Origin of the sequence: Ponticoccus litoralis (genome assembly GCF_039769985.1) — a bacterium.
GTDB lineage: Bacteria > Pseudomonadota > Alphaproteobacteria > Rhodobacterales > Rhodobacteraceae > Ponticoccus > Ponticoccus litoralis.
On the sequence record NZ_JBDNCH010000002.1, the window covers coordinates 2,696,445 to 2,713,238 of the forward strand.

Sequence of the window (16,794 nt, forward strand, 5' to 3'; positions counted from 1 at the left end):
GCGCCCGCGTGGCCGGGGTGCGGCGCGGGGCGCGATCGGGAAGGCCCGGGCGCATCACATCACCCCCGCGCGCAGGAAGTCGTGCAGATGCAGCACGCCCACGGGGCGCTTGTTGTCATCCACCACCAGCAGCACCTGCACCTGACGCTCGTTGGCCAGCGCCAGCGCCTTCGGGGCATATTGGTCGGGCGCGATGGTGACGGGCGTGCGGTTGGCCACGTCGATCGGGCGCCGCTCCATCAGGCCGGGCAGGTTGCGCCGCAGGTCGCCGTCCGAAATCACGCCCTGCAGCACGCCGTCCTCGGTCAGTGCGGCGATGCCGAAGCCCTTCGAGGTCATGGCGAGGATGACGTCGTCCATGGTGCAGTCGCCTTCGAGCACCGGGATGGCCTCGCCGGTGTGCATCATCTCGGCCACGGTCTTCATCTGCGCGCCCAGCTTGCCGCCGGGGTGGTAGGTGCCGAAGTCCTCGGAGCGGAAGCCGCGTGCCTCCATCAGGGCCACCGCCAGCGCGTCGCCAAGCGCCAGCGTCAGCGTGGTCGAGGTGGTGGGCGCCATGCCCAGCGGGCAGGCCTCTGGCATCTTCGGCAGGGTCAGGCGGAAGTCTGCGGCCTTCATCAGGCTGCTGTCGGGGTTCGACGAGATCCCGATCATCGGGATCGCGAAACGCCGCGTGTGGTAGATGATGTCACGCAGTTCCGCCGTCTCGCCCGAGTTCGAGATCAGCAGGCAGATGTCCGCGCCGGTGATCATGCCCATGTCGCCATGGCTCGCCTCGGCGCCATGCACGAAATACGAGGGCGTTCCGGTCGAGGCGAGGGTGGCGGCGATCTTGCGCCCGATGTGGCCGGACTTGCCGATGCCCGAGACGATGACGCGGCCCTTGGACAGAAGGATGCTTTCGACGGCGCCGGTCAGGTCGGGCGGCAGGTGCTCGGCCATGTAGGCGAGGGCCTCGGCCTCTGTCGTCAGGGTGCGCCGGGCCGAGGCGGCGGTGTCTTGGGGCAGGGGGGCGGTCATCTGTGTCTTCACCGGGTCGCTGATGGGTGCCTCATAGAGGGTTCGGGTCCGGTTTCAAACCCCGGGCGGACAAGGGACCCATCGGCCCTGTCCGGTGACCATCGGCAGAGCGGTGCCGGAAGGCAAGCGGCAAACCGGCGGGTCGCGGCTTTGTGCCGACGCCCGGCGCGCGGGTGCGGGCCTTGACGGGCTTGACGGGGCCGGGCGGGCATACCCTGCCGGTCAGGGTCAGGGTCAGGGTCAGGGTCAGGGTCAGGGTCAGGGTCAGGGTCAGCGGTGCGGGGCGGGGCATGCCGGCATTCCGGGCGGGGGACGCCCCGATCCCGGGGGCTTTTGCGCCTTCTGTCCGGGGCGGCTTGCGCCGCGCCTATGGCCGGTCGATCCCGGCGGCGGCGTGGCGGATCTCGCCCAGCAGGTCCGCCTGCGCGCGGGTCGGCACCCAGCCGTCCCGCACGGTCAGGCCGATGCGCCGCCCGGGCCAGCGGGTGCGGGTGTCCAGCCGTTGCAGAAGGCGGTTGCGGACCTCTGCCTCGGCCTGTCGCGCAGAGATGCAGCCCAGTCCGTCGCCGCGCCTGAGAAATTCGCGCATCAACAGGATAGAGCCGCTTTCGACGATGCTTTCCGGCAGGGCCAGTCCCTCGGCGGCGAAAAGCGCCGCGACCTGCGCGTGCGCGGGGGTGCCGGAGCGGGGCAGGCACCAGGGGTAGGCGGACAGCACCTTCAGCGGAATGTCGCGCCGGTCCGACAGGGGATGGCCGGGGCGGGCGATCACCGCGAGGTGATCGGTGAACAGCGGCTCCTGCACCACGTCGGCGATGGGCAGCGGATCCCGCAGGGCGCCGAGGATGATGTCGATGCTGCCGCGGCGCAGGCTGGCCAGCATCTCGTCGTAGGGGCCATCAAGCACGGTGACGCGCGCCATGGGGCGGGCCTCGCGGAACCGCGCCAGCGCCTCGGGCAGGACGACGGAGCGCGAAAGCGGCAGCGCGCCGATGGTGATCCGGCCCTGTTCGCGGCCATCCAGTTCGGCAAGGTCGGCTTCCGCCTGCTGGAACTCGGAAAAGGCAAGCCGCGCCGCCTGCGCGAGGTCCCGGCAGGGGCGCGTCGGCAAAAGCCCGAAAGAGCTGCGCTCGAACAGCGGGCGCCCGGCGGCGTGTTCCAGCTGGGTGATGGCGCGGTGCACCGTGGGCTGCGCGAGCTCCAGCGCGCGCGCGGCCAGCGTGGTGTTCTGCGCCTCGGTCACGGCGATCAGCGCCTGCAACTGGGCCATGGTGGCCGAGGCCTTGAGGCGGGGCGCGATCTCGTCGAGGCCCGCGTCGAGGCGGCGCATCGCGCGGTCCAGCCGGTCCCGCAGAACCTCGCCGCGCGGCGTCGGGAAGAAGCCCTGCCGTGTGCGTTCGAACAGCGCGCCGCCGCTCCCGCGTTCAAGCTTGGCAAGGGCACTGGGTGACGGCGGGCTGGGACACGTGGCACTGCTGCGCCGCTGCCGTCGGAGAGCGCAGGTCGGCGGTCGCAAGAAAGACGCGCAGGTGGCGCAGGTTGCGAAAGGGCATGGGGCGCGTGCTCCGGGGCGGTTTGCGGGCGGGGTACCATGGGGCCGTCTATAGCAGGAACCGCATCGGTTGCACGGGGCGGGCGGGGCTTGGTGTTGTGCTCTTGCTGGGCCGCCGGGGGCCTTCGGGGCTTGCAGGGGGCCGCCCGCGCGGGAAGGTTGCGGGTGTGGCGGCACCGGCGTCGCGGCCCCGTTCCGGCAGGCCCCCGCCCGGGCGGTCCGGTTGGGCGCCGGAGGTCAGGGCCGGGGCGGGCGCGAGACAGGGCCCTGCCGCCCCGCCGTCTTTTGAAGAGGCTCCCGGGGCACGGGGCGCTTGGGCGTTGCGCCCGACAGGTCCGGTCCGCAAGGCAGGGGGACGCGGCCCCGCGCCTTGCGGGCCGAAGCGGGGCGAGCGCCTCGGGCCCCTAGAACTGCGTGATCACCGTTGCGCCGACGCCCTGAAAGCGGTCCATGGCCATCAGGGCCTCTGGCGCCGCGTCCAGCGCGATCCTGCGGCCCACCAGCCGGTCCGGCGAGACCCGGCCGCTGCGCACCAGATCCAGCATCGCGCCGTAGCGGTGCGCCTGCATGCCATGGCTGCCGTAAAGTTCCAGCTCCCAGCCGATCACCCGGTCCATCGGCACCGCCGGACGCGCCTGATCCGCCAGCAGCAGACCCACCTGCACGTGCCGCCCGCGGCGTTTCAGGCTGAGGACAGAGTTCTCCAGCGTCGCGGGATGCCCCAACGCATCCAGCGAGACATGGGCGCCGCCGCCGCTGGCCTGCATCACCGCCTCGGGCACCGACCCGGCAGAGCCGTCGATGCAGGCCACGGCGCCGAGGTCGCGGGCCAGCGCCAGCTTTTCCGCGTCGATATCCACCGCGATCACCTGCGCCCCCAGCGCGGCGGCGATCATCACCGCCGACAGGCCGACGCCGCCGCAGCCGTGGACCGCAACCCATTCGCCGGGGCGCACGCGGGCCTGATCGACCACCGCCCGGAAGGCGGTGGCAAAGCGGCAGCCGAGGCTGGCGGCGGTGGCGAATTCCATCGCCTCGGGCAGCGCCACGAGGTTCAGGTCCGCCTGATGCAGGCCCACGTATTGCGCGAAAGAGCCCCAATGCGTGAAGCCGGGCTGGAATTGCGCCTCGCAGACCTGCTGATGCCCGGCGTGACATTCGGGGCAGGCGCCGCAGCCGCCCACGAAGGGCACGGTGACACGGTCGCCCGCGCGCCAGTTGCGCACGTCCCTGCCAACCGCCACGACCGTTCCCGCCAGTTCGTGGCCGGGCACATGGGGCAGGGTGATGTCGGGGTCGTGTCCCATCCAGCCGTGCCAGTCGCTGCGGCAGACCCCGGTGGCGCCGACCTGCACCACCACGCCATGCGGCTCTGGCGTGGGATCGTCGACAGAGGCAAGGGACGGCGGGCGTTGGAAAGATTCGTAGAGGACGGCTTTCATCAGGGCTCTCCGGTGGGATCGTCTTTCCTTGTGTAGCAGACCGCGCCGGGGATGCACGCGGCAGGGTGATGGGCTGGAACCGGGGGCGGGGCATTGCGGGGAGGGCCGTGAAAAAGTATGAGATATCATAACAAAAAGGAGCCAGCCCGCATGACCCATCCTTCCGCTCCTCCCCGCCCGTTTCACGGCGCCCATGCGCAGTCCTATGATCAGACCAACGCGTTCTGGGCGCCGTTGCGCGGGGCGCTGGACTTCACGCTGGCGCAGACCCTTGCCGGGGCACCCGAAGAGGTCCGGGTTCTGGTCGTCGGCGCGGGCACCGGGGCAGAGATCGCCTATCTGGCAGAGCGCCACCCCGGCTGGCACTTCACCGCCGTGGACACCTCGGCAGAGATGCTGGCGCTCTGCGCGGAGAAGGCCCGCGCGGGCGGCTACGGCGACCGGGTGACGATCCACGCCGGCCCGGTCGAGACGCTGGAGGCCGGGGGTTCGACCTCGCCACCGCCATCCTCGTCTCGCAGTTCCTGACCGGCAGGGCGGCGCGCCGGGCCTTCTTTGCCGCCATCGCCGCGCGGCTGGTGCCGGGCGGGCGGCTGTTTTCGGTCGACCTCTCGGCGTCCGGGGCAGAACGGGCGGCGGCGGTCGATGAATGGCTCGGGATCACCGGCACGGCCACGCCCGAGCGGCAGGCGCAATTCGACGCCCTGGTGTCGGTCCTGCCGCCCGAAGAGCTTGAGGCGCTGCTGACCGAGGCAGGATTCGCGGCGGTGCGGCCGGTCTTTCAGGTGCTTCTGATGCGCGGCTGGTCGGCGCGGAAGGCCTGACCCCGATCCGCGTGCCGGTGTTGTCTGCTTAGTCCGCGCTGTCCACCCGTCACGGCTGCCCCGGCGGGATCCGCGCGGCGCCGTCCTGCGCGCGCACCAGCCAGTCCCGGAAGGCGCGGGGGGGCGCCGAGGCGCGGGGGTGCGTGCGCAGGTAGAAGACCTGTGGCGAGGCCATGCGTTCGGCAACCAGCGGCACCAGTTCGCCACGCTCCAGCAGCGGGCCGATCAACCCGGTCCAGCCCAGCACCGCGCCCGCGCCGTCGCGCGCCAGTTGCAGCGCGATCATGTGGTTGTTGACCGTCAGCCCGCGGGACCGGGGCGGCTCTTCTCCGAAATGCGCCAGCCAGTCGGCCCAGCCGGTCCAGCCGGTGTCCTCGGCGGTGACATGGATCAGCGGCACGTCGGGCAGGTCGGCGACAGAGGCGATGCCATGGGCGGCGGCAAAGGCGGGCGTGCCCACCGCGAGGATCTCGTCGTGGAACAGCACCTCGCAGGCCTCGTCCACCTCGGCGGCGGCGCCGTAGTGGATCGACAGGTCCGCGCCGCTGCCGGTTCCGGCGACGTCGGTCACGCGCTGCGACACCACGATCTCCGGGTGCTCTCGCCAGAAGGTTGCAATCTGCGGCGTCAGCCAGAAGGCGCTGACGGCGGTGGTGGCCTGCACCGTGACGTCCTCTGCCTCTTGCGGGCCGCGGGTCTCGCGCACCGCGTCGGACATGGTTTCGAACCCGCGCTGCAGGGCGAGGAAAAGATAGGCGCCCGGCTCTGTCAGGTCGACGCCGCGATGCTGGCGGCGGAACAGCGCCAGCCCCAGTTCCGCCTCCAGCCCCTTGATCTGGTGGCTGACGGCGGCGGGGGTCACGTTCAGCTCGGACGCGGCTTCCTTGAAGCTCAGTTTTCGGGCAGCCGCCTCGAAGCAGACCAGGGCAGTCATCGGGGGAAGGTCGTAGGGCCGGGGCATCGGTCGCTTTTGCAGGGTGCGGTGTCGGAAAGGGGACAGGTGAATTCACCTAATCCATGGTGAATATAATTGCCATTGAGAGGCGCGTAAACCATGCGCCATGCACAAGGCAGACTAAACCCATCCGACCCTTCGGGAGGCCCCTCTGATGCACGATCTTCTGCCCGACATGCTGGCCCGCCGCACCCCCGGTCACTCGCTGGAGCGGCCCTTCTATACCGATCCCGCGATCTATGCCGCTGACCTCGAGAACATCCATTACCGCGAGTGGCTCTTTGCGCTTCCGGCCTGTCAGCTGACCAAGACCGGCGCCTATGCGCGGCTTCAGGTCGGCGCCTACAACGTGGTGCTGGTGCGCGGCTCGGACGGCGTGATCTCGCGCCTTCCACAACTCGTGCCGCCACCGCGGCTCGGTGATCTGCCAGAAGGATCAGGGCACGGTGGCCAAGCTGACCTGCCCCTATCACCAGTGGACCTATGACCTGGATGGCCGCCTGATCTGGGCGCGTGACATGGGGCCGGATTTCGATCCCTCGCAGCACAACCTGAAGTCGGTGCACCTGCGCGAGCTGGCCGGGCTGATCTACATCTGCCTCGCCGAAGAGGCGCCGGATTTCGACGCTTTCGCCGACCTCGCGCGGCCCTATCTCGCGGTGCACGACCTGCACCGCGCCAAGGTCGCCTTTTCCTCGTCGATCGTCGAGAAGGGCAACTGGAAGCTGGTCTGGGAGAACAACCGCGAGTGCTATCACTGCGCGGGCACGCACCCGGCGCTGAGCCGCTCTTTCCCGCTGGACCCGGCGGTCGCGGGCGTCTCTGCCGACGGCGGCACGCCGCCCTGGCTTCAGGCGCATGTCGACAAATGCGAGGCCGCAGGTGCGCCGTCGAAATTCGCCATGGCGGGTTTTGCCGGGCAGTACCGGCTGGCGCGCATGCCGCTCGAGGAAAAGGCGCTGTCCTACACGATGGACCTGCAACCGGCCTCGAAGCGCCCGCTGGGCCGCGTCACCGTGCCGGACGCGGGCACGCTGCTGAAGTTCCACTACCCGACCACCTGGAACCACTTCCTGCCCGACATCTCGCTGTGCTTCCGCGTCACCCCCATCGGCCCGCAGGAAACCGAGGTCACGACCTGGTGGCTGGTCGACAAGGACGCGGTCGAGGGCGTGGACTACGACATGAAGCGCCTGACAGAGGTCTGGCTGGCCACCAACGACGAAGACCGCCGCATCGTCGAGGACAACCAGCTGGGCATCAACTCGCCCGCCTACACGCCGGGGCCCTACAGCCCGATCATGGAGGACGGGGTCGATCAGTTCGTCGACTGGTACGTGCAGACCATGCTGCGCGCCTCGGGTCCGCGCTCGGTCGCGGCGGAATAGGCCGATGACCGCGATGACCCCGACGCTGGCCTTCTGGAGTGACGACGAGCCGCTGGAATGCGTGTCCTTCCTGCCCGAGGCGCCCAATACGGTGACCTTCACCTTCCAGGCGCCCTCGGGCGCGCTGTTCCGCTACAAGCCGGGGCAGTTCGTGACGCTGGAACTGCCGGTCCCGGGCGGGCCGCTGCACCGCACCTACACGATCTCCTCCTCGCCCTCGCGGCCGACCTCGCTGACCGTGACGGTCAAGGCGCAGGACGGATCGCTGGGCACGCGCTGGATGCTGGACCACCTGCGCCCCGGCGTGCGGCTGAAGGCCATGGGGCCGACCGGGCATTTCTCGTTCATGAACCACCCGGCGTCGAAGTACCTCTTCATCTCGGCGGGCTCGGGCATCACGCCCATGGTGTCCATGACGACCTGCATGTATGACGCGGGCCGCGCACCGGACATCGTCTTCATCAACTGCGCGCGCCTGCCCTCCGAGATCATCTTCCGCCAGCGGATGGAGATGATGGCCGCGCGCCTGCCGGGCATCGAACTGGCACGGGTGGTGGACCGGCCCGACCCCTACAGCCCCTGGACCGGCTACCGCGGGCCCTTCAACCAGCTTCTTCTGGGGCTGGCGGCGCCGGACTACCTTGAGCGCGAGGTCTTCTGCTGCGGCCCGGAACCCTTCATGACCGCCGTGCGCGAGGCGCTTCAGGGTCTCGGCTTCGACATGGACCGCTACCATCAGGAAAGCTTCTCGGCCCCCTGGGCGAGACCGGCGAATACGACCAGGGCGTGACGCTCGACGAGGACGCCCGGGCCGAGGTGACCTTCGCGCTCTCCGACAAGACCGTGACCTGCACCGAGGCCGACACGCTTCTGTCGGTGGCGCGCGGGGCGGGTCTGGCGATCCCCTCGGGCTGCACATTCGGCGTCTGCGGCACCTGCAAGGTCAAGAAGACCGAGGGGCAGGTCCATATGGTGCACAATGGCGGCATCACCGAGGAAGAGATCGAGGAGGGCTATATCCTCGCCTGCTGTTCGAACCCGCTGGGCAAGGTCTCGATCGAGGCCTGAGGGGGCAAGCGGCGCTCACCGGCTGATCTTCGCTCCGGGGGCGGGCCAATGCCCGCCCTCCTTCGCAATGGGGGGAAACCCCCTCCACCACGCCTGCACCCTCTCCGCCCCGCCCCCCGTCGTGAGGCGCAGGGCGTGCTCCCCTCGGGGCGCCAGACCGCAGGCCGGTCATCCGCACGACCGCCCGGATCACGGCAGGACACCCTCTCCCTACGTCCTTGGTCTCGAAAACACCCCGGGGGGTGCAGCGGGGGCAGAGCCCCTCCGCCCGTGCCGAAACAGGCCGAAGCCCGCCCTCCGGGTCTCGCCGCCGGGGCCGGGTTTCAAAAGCGCGCGCCCCGTGCTTCGTCCCGCCTCTCCGCCGCGCGGTCGCAGCCCCGGGGGGCGCTCGGCCGGCGGGCCGTCGCATCTTTTCGCGCGCCCCTGTTTCTTCTGTCCGAAAATACCCCGGGGAGCGCAGCGGGGGCAGAGCCCCTCAGCCCTCGCCTCGACCGCCCTCAGCCCGCCGTGACGCGCCAGGCCACCGGCATCCCCGCCAGCGCCTCGCGGATGGCGGGCACATCCGCCTCGGCGACGCGTATCTCTGTCCCCTCCGCGCCGACCGTGACGCGGGCGGCGATTCCGGCCTTCTCGGCGGCGGCCTCGAAGGCGCGGCGTGTGGCTTCGGCGCGCAGGCTCGGCTTGAAGATCTTGCCCACGGGGGTCAGCGGCATGGTCTCGATCACCGCGACCGAGCGGGGCAGGGCGACCGGGTCCTCCAGCCGGTCCTCTAGGAACGCCACCAGCGCCTCTCCGGTCACCTCCGCCCCCGCGCGCAGGGTCACGAAGGCCGCCGGCAGTTCGCCTGCGTAGGCGTCGGGCAGGCCCAGGGCGGCGGCGGCGGATACCTCCGGGTGGGACAGCAGGGCCTCCTCGATCATCTGCGGGTCGATGTTGTGGGCGCCGCGGATGATCATGTCCTTCTTGCGCCCGGTGATGAACAGCCGCCCCGCCGCGTCCAGCATCCCCAGATCGCCCGAGACCAGCCAGCCGCCCGGCAGGAAGCTGCCCGCACCCAGCGCCGGGTCCGAGTAGCCGTCCGCCACATTGGGGCCGCGCAGGGCGATGATGCCGGTCTCGCCCGCAGGCAGGGGGCGGGCGGGGTCGGCCTCGCCGTCGGTTTCGCCGAGGATCGCGAGTTCGGTGAAGGGCAGGCGCAGCCCGCAGGACAGCGGCACGCGCGGCCCGTGCACCGGCTCGACCGCGATGGCGCCCGCGCATTCGGTCATCCCGAGGATATTGCGCACCGCCACGCCGGTCTGGGCCTCGATGGTCTCGGCCAGTTCGGTGGGCAGCGGCGAGCCCCCGGTCAGGAACCAGCGCAGCGTTGAGATATCGGCATCCACCGCGCGGCCCTTCAGCCCCGCCAGCACCGTCGGCACGGCGCCGACGATGGTGATGCCCAGCCGCTCGACCTGGTGCCAGAGCGTGCCCATGAAGGCCGGGTTGCGCATCCCCAGCCGCCCGGGGATCACCAGCGTGCCCCCGGCGCAGAGCGTCGACAGCCCGTAGACGAAGGCCCCCGCGACGTGGAACAGCGGAAAGCCGTTCACCACCACGTCCGAGGGTTTCAGGTCATGCATCAGGGCGCAGGAGCGGGCGACATGGGCCTGATTGCCGCGCAGGTGGCGCACCAGCTTCGGCGCCCCGGTGGTGCCGCCGGTGTGGTAATAGGCGGCCAGCGCCGTCTCGTCCCCCTCGGGCCGGATCGGATCGCCGGGTGCGGCGATGAGCCTCTCGAAAATACCGTCGGCGCCGGGACTGTCGGCCTCGGCGTCGCAGGCGAAGATCGGTAGCGCGATGCCCTCGGCGCGCAGCGCGGGCACCGGGGTGGACCAGTAGTCCATCTCGGCGTTTACTCCCATGGCCACCACCACCGCAGCATCCGAGGCGCGGATCAGCGCGGCGATGTGATCGGGCTTCAGCAGCGGGTTGATCGGGCAGGCATGGCCCGCGACCTCTGCGCCCCACAGGGCGACCTGTCCCGAGACCGTGTGCTGGGTCAGGATCGCCACGCCTCTGCCGGGCCGGACGCCATGGGCGCGAAACAGCCGCGCCGCGCCCTCTACGCGCGCGGCAAGCCCGGCATAGGTCACGACCGCATCGCGCGCGGGATCGCCGGCGTCGTGCAGGTAGCGGATCGCGGTCGCATCGGGGCGGCTTCGGGCCTGTGCCGCAAGGATCTCCCGTGCCGAGCGTTGGGGGAAGCTGGCCGCAAGGCCCCGGGCCTCGAGCGTTTCAAGGTCTTGCAGCGTTGCGATCCGTGCCATGGTCCCCCCTCTCGTGTCTGGGTCCTTGCGGCCCCGCCCGGTGCCCTTCTGCGCGGTTCAGACCCGCCCCGCCTGCACGTCGCGCAGGTTGTCGTCGAGGCGCAGCAGCAGGCGGTGCAGGGTCTCCAGATCCTCTGCGGAGAGCCCGGCGGTCAGGCGCGCCTCGTGTTCTTCGACGGCGCGTTCCAGCGCCACCAGCCGCCCGGCGCCTTCGGGCGTCAGGAAGACCCGGCGCACGCGCCTGTCCTGCGGTGCCGCGCGCCGTTCCAGCCAGCCCTCGCGCTCCAACTCCTGAAGGATCGGCACCAGCGAGGAGCGGTCGAGGAAGATCGCCTCGGCCAGCCGGGCCTGCGGAACGCCGGGGTTGGCCTCTATCAGCTTCAGCATGCCGTAGTAGCGCGGCGCCGGGCCATGACCGGAGACCCGGGCCTCGAAGGTCTTGTAGGCGGCGATCTGCACCAGCCGGATGCGGTAGGACACCAGACGCGCCAGCGCCTCGGGTTCGTGCAGCTCGGCGATGTCGCGCATGATCGCCATCAGTTCATACTGTTCGGCAGCGCCATGACCAGCGCCGGAAAGGCGATCAGCAGGATCAGCCGCAGCACGTCGACGATGACGAAGGGCAGCACGCCCCGGAAGATCGTCGTCAGGCTGACGCGGCTGGCGATGGAGTTGATGACATAGACGTTCATGCCCACCGGCGGGGTGATCAGCCCCAGCTCCACCGTCATGACGATGATGATGCCGAACCAGATCGGGTCGAAGCCCAGCTGCTCGATCACCGGGAAGACGATGGGCACCATCAGGATGATCATCGCCATGGCGTCGAGAAAGCAGCCCATCACGAGGAACAGCAGCAGGATCAGCAGCAGCGTGCCGTAGCGGCCCGCGCCGAGGGTGGTCAGGAAGCCGGTGATCTCCTGCGGGACCTGCGTGATGGCGAGGAAATAGCCGAACAGCGTCGCCCCGATCAGCACCACGTAGATGGACACCGAGGTGCGCAGCGCCTCGACGAGGCTGTCGAGCAGGCTGCCCAGCGTCAGGCGGCGGCGGAGCAGGCCGATGAGCGCGGTCAGAAGCGCGCCCACGGCGGCGGCCTCTGTCGCGGTCACGACGCCGAAGTAGATCGACAGGATCACCGCGATGAAGAGCAGGCCGACGGCCCAGATGCCTTTCAGCGCGGCGAGGGCCTGGCCCAGGCGGAAGGGCTCGGCGGCGGGCAGCTGGCGGCCGTACCAGAAGCGCACGGTCAGCATGTACATGACGACCGCCAGCAGGCCCGGCACGACGCCCGCGATGAAAAGCTGGCCGATGTCGGTTTCGGTGATGAAGCCGTAGATCGCCAGCACCACCGAGGGCGGGATCAGGATGCCCAGCGTGCCGCCCGCCGCGATGATGCCGGTCGAGGCGGCGTCGGAATAGCCCGCCTGCTTCATCTCGGGGTAGGCGATCTTGGTCATGGTGGCGGCGGTCGCCACCGAGGACCCGCAGATCGCCGCGAAGCCGCCGCAGGCGCCGACAGAGGCCGGGCCCAGCCCGCCCCGGAAGCCGCCCAGCCAGGCCCGCCCGGCGCGGAACAGTTCCGAGGACATGCCCGAGTTGGTGGCCAGCACACCCATCAGGATGAAGAAGGGGATCAGGGTCAGGTTGAAGTCGGTGATGGTCGAGATCGGCGATTGCGCCAGCAGGTTCAGCGCCGGAGCCATGCCAATCACGGCCCCGAAGCCGCCGATGCCGACAAGGCCCATGGCGATGCCGATCGGCACCCGCAGGGCCATCAGGGCGAAGAGGGCGACGAAGCCCGAAACGGCGAGGAGTTCGTTGCTCATGGGGTCGGGGTCCGGTGGGTCTGCGGGCTGGTGCCGTTCAGGGCTGTCGGGTGGGGGCTGTCGGCCTCGGGGAGAGGGGGCTCTGCCCCCGGCCTTCGGCCTCCCCCCGAGGTATTTCGAGACCAGAGAAGCGGGGGGCCGTGTCCGGGGCGCCCGGGTGGCGCGCCGGACGGGCGGCTGCGGGGCGGTCCTGGCGGGGCGAGAGGCCTGCGGGGGCGCGGGCGGGCGCTGTTGCCGGGCGGCGGGCTGTGGCCCTGCCGGTTTCCCTGTTGTGGGGCGCGGTCGGGCGGGCCTTCGAGGGGCCGGGGCGCGCGGTCGGGGCGGCAGGGCGGCTCATTTCTTCTGGTCCTGCAAGAGCTGCGCGTCGATGCCGTCGAACTCGCCGAGGTCGGCGCCCTGCACGACGATCCGCCAGAGCCGGGCGATGGTGGCAAAGAGCGCCGCCACCAGCCCCAGCCAGATCGCAAGGAAGAAGGGCCAGTGCGGCAGGCGCAGGTCCATGGTGGCATCGCCGCCGGACATGGCGGCGCTGACGCGGCCCCAGATCTTCCATGTCAGCAGAGCGGTGAACAGCAGCAGCACGGCCCATGCGACGGCATTGATCCAGCGCCGGGCCGGGGGGCGGACGGCCTGTGCCAGCAGGTCGACCTTGATGTGCGTACCGTGCCAGGCGACCGAGGCGAAGCCCCAGGCGATGGCCACCCCCAGCACCAGCCGGGACAGGTCGAAGGCATCGGGCAGCGGTCGGGCAAAGCCGTAGCGGCCAATGGCCGAGGCCACGATCAGGACGGTCACAAGGCCGAGAACGGCACCGGCGATCCGCTCGATCAGCTGAACGGCGCGGCGGATCGGCCCGCCGGGGGAAGGGGCGTCACGCATGAGGGGGCTCCGGTCGTTGGGGCAGGCGGGACAGCCCGCGTGCCGAGGGGCGGCGCTGCGCAGAGGGCCGGGGCCCCGCGCAGCGCGGCCTGGCCGGCCATGGCAGGGGCAGGGCACCGGGGCGCCCTGCCGGTGCCTCGGCTCAATAGGCGGCGTCGTATTCTTCCAGCGCGGCCTTGTAGGCCTGAAGGATGGCCTCGGCGTCGTGGCCCTTGGCGGCCACCTCTGCCTTCCATTCCTCGGTCAGCGGCGCGGCGGCAGAGATCCATGCCGCGATCTCGTCCTCGGTGGGCTCGTTGAACGACTGGGCCTCGTCCGCCATCAGCCGGTCCTTGGCGGCCATGTCGTCCTCGTGCCAGCCCGCGGCGACGCGGCCCGACCAGTCCGGCGAGCAGTGGTCGTCGATCACCGCCTTGTTCTCGTCCGAGAGGCCATCATAGCTGCGCTGGTTCATGATCATGACCTGCGCCGACATGTAGAAGGGCATGTCCAGATGCACCGGCACCTCTTCGGAGAGGTTGAAGTCATACATCGCGCCCCAGGGGAAGGTGACCGCCTCTGCCGTGCCCTTGGACAGCGCCTCGCGGGCCTCGGGGGCGGGCACCTGCACCGCACCGCCGCCCAGCAGCGACACGAAGCGCGAGATGCCCTGATGTGCGGGGCGCACGTTCATGCCGCGCACGTCGTCGGGATGGGTCACGTCCACCTTGGAATGGAAGGCGCCCGGCGCGTGCGGATGGAAGAAGCAGACCTTGACGTCGCCCATTTCCTGCGCGGCGCCGTTTTCCATGTACCAGGCGTGGATCGCCTTGGCGCCCTGGATGCTGTCGTCGACGAGGAAGGGCACCTGCGTCAGGCCGTAGATCGGGAAGCGTCCGGCGGTATAGCCGGGGTTCACCCAGGCCAGATCGACGATGCCCTGGGCGGCCATGTCGTAGTGATCGGGGGCCTTGCCCAACTGCTGCGCCGGGAAGATCTGGATGGCGATACGCCCGTCAGAGGCCTCTTGCACCGACTGCGCCCAGGGCTCGATCCCCTTGGACGCGGGGGCGATGGAGGGCGGCACCCAGTGCGAGAGGCGCAGGGTCACCTCCTGGGCGCTGACGGAGAGCGGCGCGCATAGCGCAAGGATCGCGCCAAGCGCGACGGATGTTCTGATCATGATGTCCTCCCATGGGGCCGTATGTCTCCTCCGGCCCTTCTGATTGATGGATATCAAACAATCCTGCCGAAGCAAATGAAATGTCACGTGGGTGGGAGATGCGCGCAATTCGAGCGATCAAGCCCTTGTTCCGCCACGGCTTAACGCTGCTTCAACACTTGTGAGGCAAAGCTGAAGGCGACGCTCGATGGAGGACGCGGATGGCGCATTACCGGTGTCGTGCACCCCTTGCGCTGGCGACGCTGCTTCTGGCCTTTGCCCTTGCCTTGCCGTTCGGGGTGGGGCGCGGAGCGGCCCGGGGGTGATCCGCCCGGGCTGGGGGCCGCTGCCCGCGCGGGTGGAGACGGATCCGCTCAGCTTTGCGATGGCTGGGCCCGCGCGCCCGGCGGTCGGGGGCCTTCTTGTCCCGACGCCCGCGCGGGACAGCCTGCCGACCCGGCTGGACAGGGTGCTTCCCGCTTCTCTTGCCGCGGACCAGGCCCCGCTGTTGGCCGGCGCGGGCATCGGGCTGCCGAAGATCCTGTCGCCCGACCGGGCGCAGGTGCTGATCGTGGCGCTGTGCGCGGCGGGCGCCATGCTGGCAGCCGGGGTCATCTGGCGGAACCGCCAGCGCTCGACGATCGCGGCAGGCCAGGGGCTTGCCGCCGAGCTGATCGACTCCATGCCGGTTGGCCTGTTGCTGATCGCGGTCGATGGCAGGGTTGCCTACGTCAACCGGGAAATCCTCGACGCCACCCCCGGCGGTCCCGATGTCATGCGGTGCGGCGCCCACTACCCGACGGCCATGAAGGCGCTGATCGACAACGGCGCCTTCGATCTGGAAGGCCGCGCGCCGCAGGACATGCTGCGGTTGCTGGCGGTGGAGGGGCTGAAGGACGGCTTCCGGCAAGAGCTTCGCATGGCCGACGGCAGCAGTTTCATCCGCACCGCGCGGCGCCTTGGCAATGGCGAGACGCTGATCGTCCGGCAGGATGTCACCATCGAGCGGGCGCGCCTGCGCCAGATCGAGGCGCTGAACCGCACCCTGGCGGAGAAGGTGCGTATCGCCACCGCCACCAACGCCGAGTTGCGCGCCTTTGCCTATGCCACCTCGCATGACCTGAAATCACCGTTGAATTCCGCGATCATGCTGGCGGATCTTCTGCTGGAGGAAGAGCGGCAGGGCGAGAGGGACGCGCTGCGGGACCTGATCACTGACCTGCGCGGAACGCTGCGCGGCATGTCCGGGCTGATCGACGGGGTGCGGCTTTACACGGATGCCATCGTGACCGGGGCGCCCATGGTGCCCTGTGACCTTCAGGCCATGGCGGAAGAGATCGTCGGGGCCCTGACGCCCGATCTTCAGGTCGCGGGGGCCGAGGTCACGGTGCAGGGCCTGCCGAAGATCAGCGGCAATGCGGTGCAGTTGCGCCAGCTGCTGTCCAACCTGCTGGACAATGCCCTGATCTTCCGCGCCGAAGGCCGCGCCCAGCGGGTCGCGCTCAGCGGCTTCGACGGACCGGAGGAGGCGGGGTTTGTCATCCGCGACAACGGCATCGGGATCGACCCCGCCCACCACGAGCGGATCTTCCAGCTTTTCCAGAGGCTTCACCCCGGTGCGCTGTATCCCGGCAACGGCCTTGGCCTGCCGATCTGCCAGCGGATCGTGCTGGCGCACGGCGGCCGGATCGCCGTCGAGTCCGCGCCGGGCAGGGGCGCGGCCTTCACCGTAACCTTCGGAAAGGATGTCCGATGATAGACACGCTCATGATCGTGGACGACAATGCGCTCGACCAGAAGCTTTATGCCCGGATCATCGCCCGGTCCGGCCTGGTCGGTCAGGTGCACAGTTTCGTCATGGCCGAGGACGCGTTGACGTTTCTTGCCGCGCCCACCTGCCCGGTGATCGACGCCGTCCTGCTGGATATCAATATGCCAAGGATGAACGGGTTCGAGTTTCTCGATGCGGCCACGATGCGTTTCGGATCGGGGTTCGCCCGCGCCGCCGTGATCATGCTGACCACCTCCATGTCGGAGCACGACCAGCAGCGCGCCGCAGGCTACGAGGTGGTGCGGGACTACATCAACAAGCCGCTGCGGCCCGAGCATCTGGAACGGATTGACGCGCTCTTGCAGGGCAGGGCGGCCTGATCTGGCGGGACGCGCTGGCCGGACAGGGGGCAAGGGGCTGTCGGCTGGCACCCCCGGCAGTGCTTTCGGTTGCCGTCGTGAGCGATGGAGGGGCCAGAACAGGCGCGCGTGCCCGCGTCGAAGGGACCGGAGGGACGGACAGGGGGCGGCGTCCTTTGTCCTTTATGGAGGGGGGAGCGGGCCGGACGGTTGTCGGGGGCGAGCGTCGCGGTTCAGCCGGACGCAGAAGGCCTGCG

Annotated in this window: 15 protein-coding genes and 2 pseudogenes; 6 read left to right on the forward strand and 11 right to left on the reverse strand. The window is 70.1% G+C overall.

Annotation, left to right across the window (positions count from 1 at the left end; translation table 11 throughout):
- Positions 1–54 precede the first annotated feature (54 nt).
- The 5 genes from ABFB10_RS14480 to ABFB10_RS14500 all read right to left on the reverse strand — a co-directional run bounded on the left by ABFB10_RS14480 (position 55) and on the right by ABFB10_RS14500 (position 4,014).
- Positions 55–1,020: a KpsF/GutQ family sugar-phosphate isomerase gene (locus tag ABFB10_RS14480; RefSeq protein WP_347167036.1), complete on the reverse strand. Its 966-nt coding sequence runs from the start codon at positions 1,018–1,020 to the stop codon at positions 55–57.
- Between the two features lie 31 nt (positions 1,021–1,051).
- Positions 1,052–1,312: a hypothetical protein gene (locus ABFB10_RS14485; RefSeq protein ID WP_347167037.1), complete on the reverse strand. Its 261-nt coding sequence runs from the start codon at positions 1,310–1,312 to the stop codon at positions 1,052–1,054.
- A gap of 75 nt (positions 1,313–1,387) precedes the next feature.
- Entirely contained in the window at positions 1,388–2,350 is a 963-nt protein-coding gene (locus tag ABFB10_RS14490) for a LysR family transcriptional regulator (protein ID WP_347167038.1), read from the reverse strand.
- Between the two features lie 94 nt (positions 2,351–2,444).
- On the reverse strand, positions 2,445–2,573 hold the full coding sequence (locus tag ABFB10_RS14495; RefSeq protein WP_347167039.1) for a helix-turn-helix domain-containing protein: 129 nt from the start codon (positions 2,571–2,573) through the stop codon (positions 2,445–2,447).
- Between the two features lie 403 nt (positions 2,574–2,976).
- Complete coding sequence (locus tag ABFB10_RS14500; RefSeq protein ID WP_347167040.1) at positions 2,977–4,014, reverse strand: zinc-dependent alcohol dehydrogenase family protein; 1,038 nt, start codon at positions 4,012–4,014, stop codon at positions 2,977–2,979.
- Between the two features lie 150 nt (positions 4,015–4,164).
- Here ABFB10_RS14500 and ABFB10_RS14505 point away from each other — a divergent pair, with 150 nt between their 5' ends.
- Together ABFB10_RS14505 and ABFB10_RS14510 are read left to right on the forward strand one after the other, a co-directional pair.
- Positions 4,165–4,542, forward strand: coding sequence for a class I SAM-dependent methyltransferase (locus ABFB10_RS14505; protein WP_347167041.1), 378 nt, complete (start codon positions 4,165–4,167; stop codon positions 4,540–4,542).
- Positions 4,543–4,592: 50 nt separating this feature from the next.
- Positions 4,593–4,838 (forward strand): hypothetical protein, encoded by a 246-nt coding sequence (locus tag ABFB10_RS14510; protein ID WP_347167042.1) that lies wholly within the window; start codon positions 4,593–4,595, stop codon positions 4,836–4,838.
- 49 nt (positions 4,839–4,887) lie between these two features.
- On the opposite strand, the gene ABFB10_RS14515 is transcribed toward ABFB10_RS14510, so the two are convergent.
- The gene (locus ABFB10_RS14515) at positions 4,888–5,799 is read right to left on the reverse strand and encodes a LysR substrate-binding domain-containing protein (RefSeq protein ID WP_347167043.1); all 912 of its coding nucleotides are present in this window, start codon (positions 5,797–5,799) and stop codon (positions 4,888–4,890) included.
- A gap of 148 nt (positions 5,800–5,947) precedes the next feature.
- Here ABFB10_RS14515 and ABFB10_RS14520 point away from each other — a divergent pair.
- Positions 5,948–7,181: pseudogene (locus tag ABFB10_RS14520) on the forward strand (aromatic ring-hydroxylating oxygenase subunit alpha).
- A gap of 4 nt (positions 7,182–7,185) precedes the next feature.
- Positions 7,186–8,249, forward strand: a pseudogene (locus ABFB10_RS14525) (FAD-binding oxidoreductase).
- Positions 8,250–8,746: 497 nt separating this feature from the next.
- Here the strand turns inward: ABFB10_RS14525 and ABFB10_RS14530 are convergent.
- From ABFB10_RS14530 to ABFB10_RS14550, 5 genes are all read right to left on the reverse strand, one after another.
- A complete protein-coding gene (locus ABFB10_RS14530; protein WP_347167044.1) occupies positions 8,747–10,558 on the reverse strand; it encodes an AMP-binding protein in 1,812 nt (603 codons plus the stop codon).
- A 57-nt stretch (positions 10,559–10,615) separates the two neighbouring features.
- A complete protein-coding gene (locus ABFB10_RS14535; protein ID WP_347167045.1) occupies positions 10,616–11,095 on the reverse strand; it encodes a MarR family winged helix-turn-helix transcriptional regulator in 480 nt (159 codons plus the stop codon).
- The gene (locus ABFB10_RS14540; protein ID WP_347167046.1) at positions 11,095–12,387 is read right to left on the reverse strand and encodes a TRAP transporter large permease; all 1,293 of its coding nucleotides are present in this window, start codon (positions 12,385–12,387) and stop codon (positions 11,095–11,097) included. Before ABFB10_RS14540 ends, ABFB10_RS14535 begins: the two co-directional genes overlap by 1 nt.
- 333 nt (positions 12,388–12,720) lie before the next feature.
- Complete coding sequence (locus tag ABFB10_RS14545; RefSeq protein WP_347167047.1) at positions 12,721–13,266, reverse strand: TRAP transporter small permease; 546 nt, start codon at positions 13,264–13,266, stop codon at positions 12,721–12,723.
- 142 nt (positions 13,267–13,408) lie between these two features.
- Complete coding sequence (locus ABFB10_RS14550) at positions 13,409–14,428, reverse strand: TRAP transporter substrate-binding protein (RefSeq protein WP_347167048.1); 1,020 nt, start codon at positions 14,426–14,428, stop codon at positions 13,409–13,411.
- Positions 14,429–14,729: 301 nt separating this feature from the next.
- Here ABFB10_RS14550 and ABFB10_RS14555 point away from each other — a divergent pair, with 301 nt between their 5' ends.
- Positions 14,730–16,163, forward strand: a complete 1,434-nt coding sequence (locus ABFB10_RS14555; RefSeq protein ID WP_347167049.1) for a sensor histidine kinase — start codon at positions 14,730–14,732, stop codon at positions 16,161–16,163.
- Entirely contained in the window at positions 16,160–16,558 is a 399-nt protein-coding gene (locus ABFB10_RS14560) for a response regulator (RefSeq protein ID WP_347167050.1), read from the forward strand. Before ABFB10_RS14555 ends, ABFB10_RS14560 begins: the two co-directional genes overlap by 4 nt.
- Positions 16,559–16,794 lie beyond the last annotated feature (236 nt).

Excerpts from the sequence above, each read along its gene's own strand:
- ABFB10_RS14480 (WP_347167036.1), bottom strand. The coding sequence starts at position 1,020 with ATGACCGCCCCCCTGCCCCAAGACACCGCCGCCTCGGCCCGGCGCACC.
- ABFB10_RS14485 (WP_347167037.1), bottom strand. The coding sequence starts at position 1,312 with ATGCCCCGCCCCGCACCGCTGACCCTGACCCTGACCCTGACCCTGACC.
- ABFB10_RS14490 (WP_347167038.1), bottom strand. The coding sequence starts at position 2,350 with ATGCGCCGCCTCGACGCGGGCCTCGACGAGATCGCGCCCCGCCTCAAG.
- ABFB10_RS14495 (WP_347167039.1), bottom strand. The coding sequence starts at position 2,573 with ATGCCCTTTCGCAACCTGCGCCACCTGCGCGTCTTTCTTGCGACCGCC.
- ABFB10_RS14500 (WP_347167040.1), bottom strand. The coding sequence starts at position 4,014 with ATGAAAGCCGTCCTCTACGAATCTTTCCAACGCCCGCCGTCCCTTGCC.
- ABFB10_RS14505 (WP_347167041.1), top strand. The coding sequence starts at position 4,165 with ATGACCCATCCTTCCGCTCCTCCCCGCCCGTTTCACGGCGCCCATGCG.
- ABFB10_RS14515 (WP_347167043.1), bottom strand. The coding sequence starts at position 5,799 with ATGCCCCGGCCCTACGACCTTCCCCCGATGACTGCCCTGGTCTGCTTC.
- ABFB10_RS14530 (WP_347167044.1), bottom strand. The coding sequence starts at position 10,558 with ATGGCACGGATCGCAACGCTGCAAGACCTTGAAACGCTCGAGGCCCGG.
- ABFB10_RS14535 (WP_347167045.1), bottom strand. The coding sequence starts at position 11,095 with ATGGCGATCATGCGCGACATCGCCGAGCTGCACGAACCCGAGGCGCTG.
- ABFB10_RS14540 (WP_347167046.1), bottom strand. The coding sequence starts at position 12,387 with ATGAGCAACGAACTCCTCGCCGTTTCGGGCTTCGTCGCCCTCTTCGCC.
- ABFB10_RS14545 (WP_347167047.1), bottom strand. The coding sequence starts at position 13,266 with ATGCGTGACGCCCCTTCCCCCGGCGGGCCGATCCGCCGCGCCGTTCAG.
- ABFB10_RS14550 (WP_347167048.1), bottom strand. The coding sequence starts at position 14,428 with ATGATCAGAACATCCGTCGCGCTTGGCGCGATCCTTGCGCTATGCGCG.
- ABFB10_RS14560 (WP_347167050.1), top strand. The coding sequence starts at position 16,160 with ATGATAGACACGCTCATGATCGTGGACGACAATGCGCTCGACCAGAAG.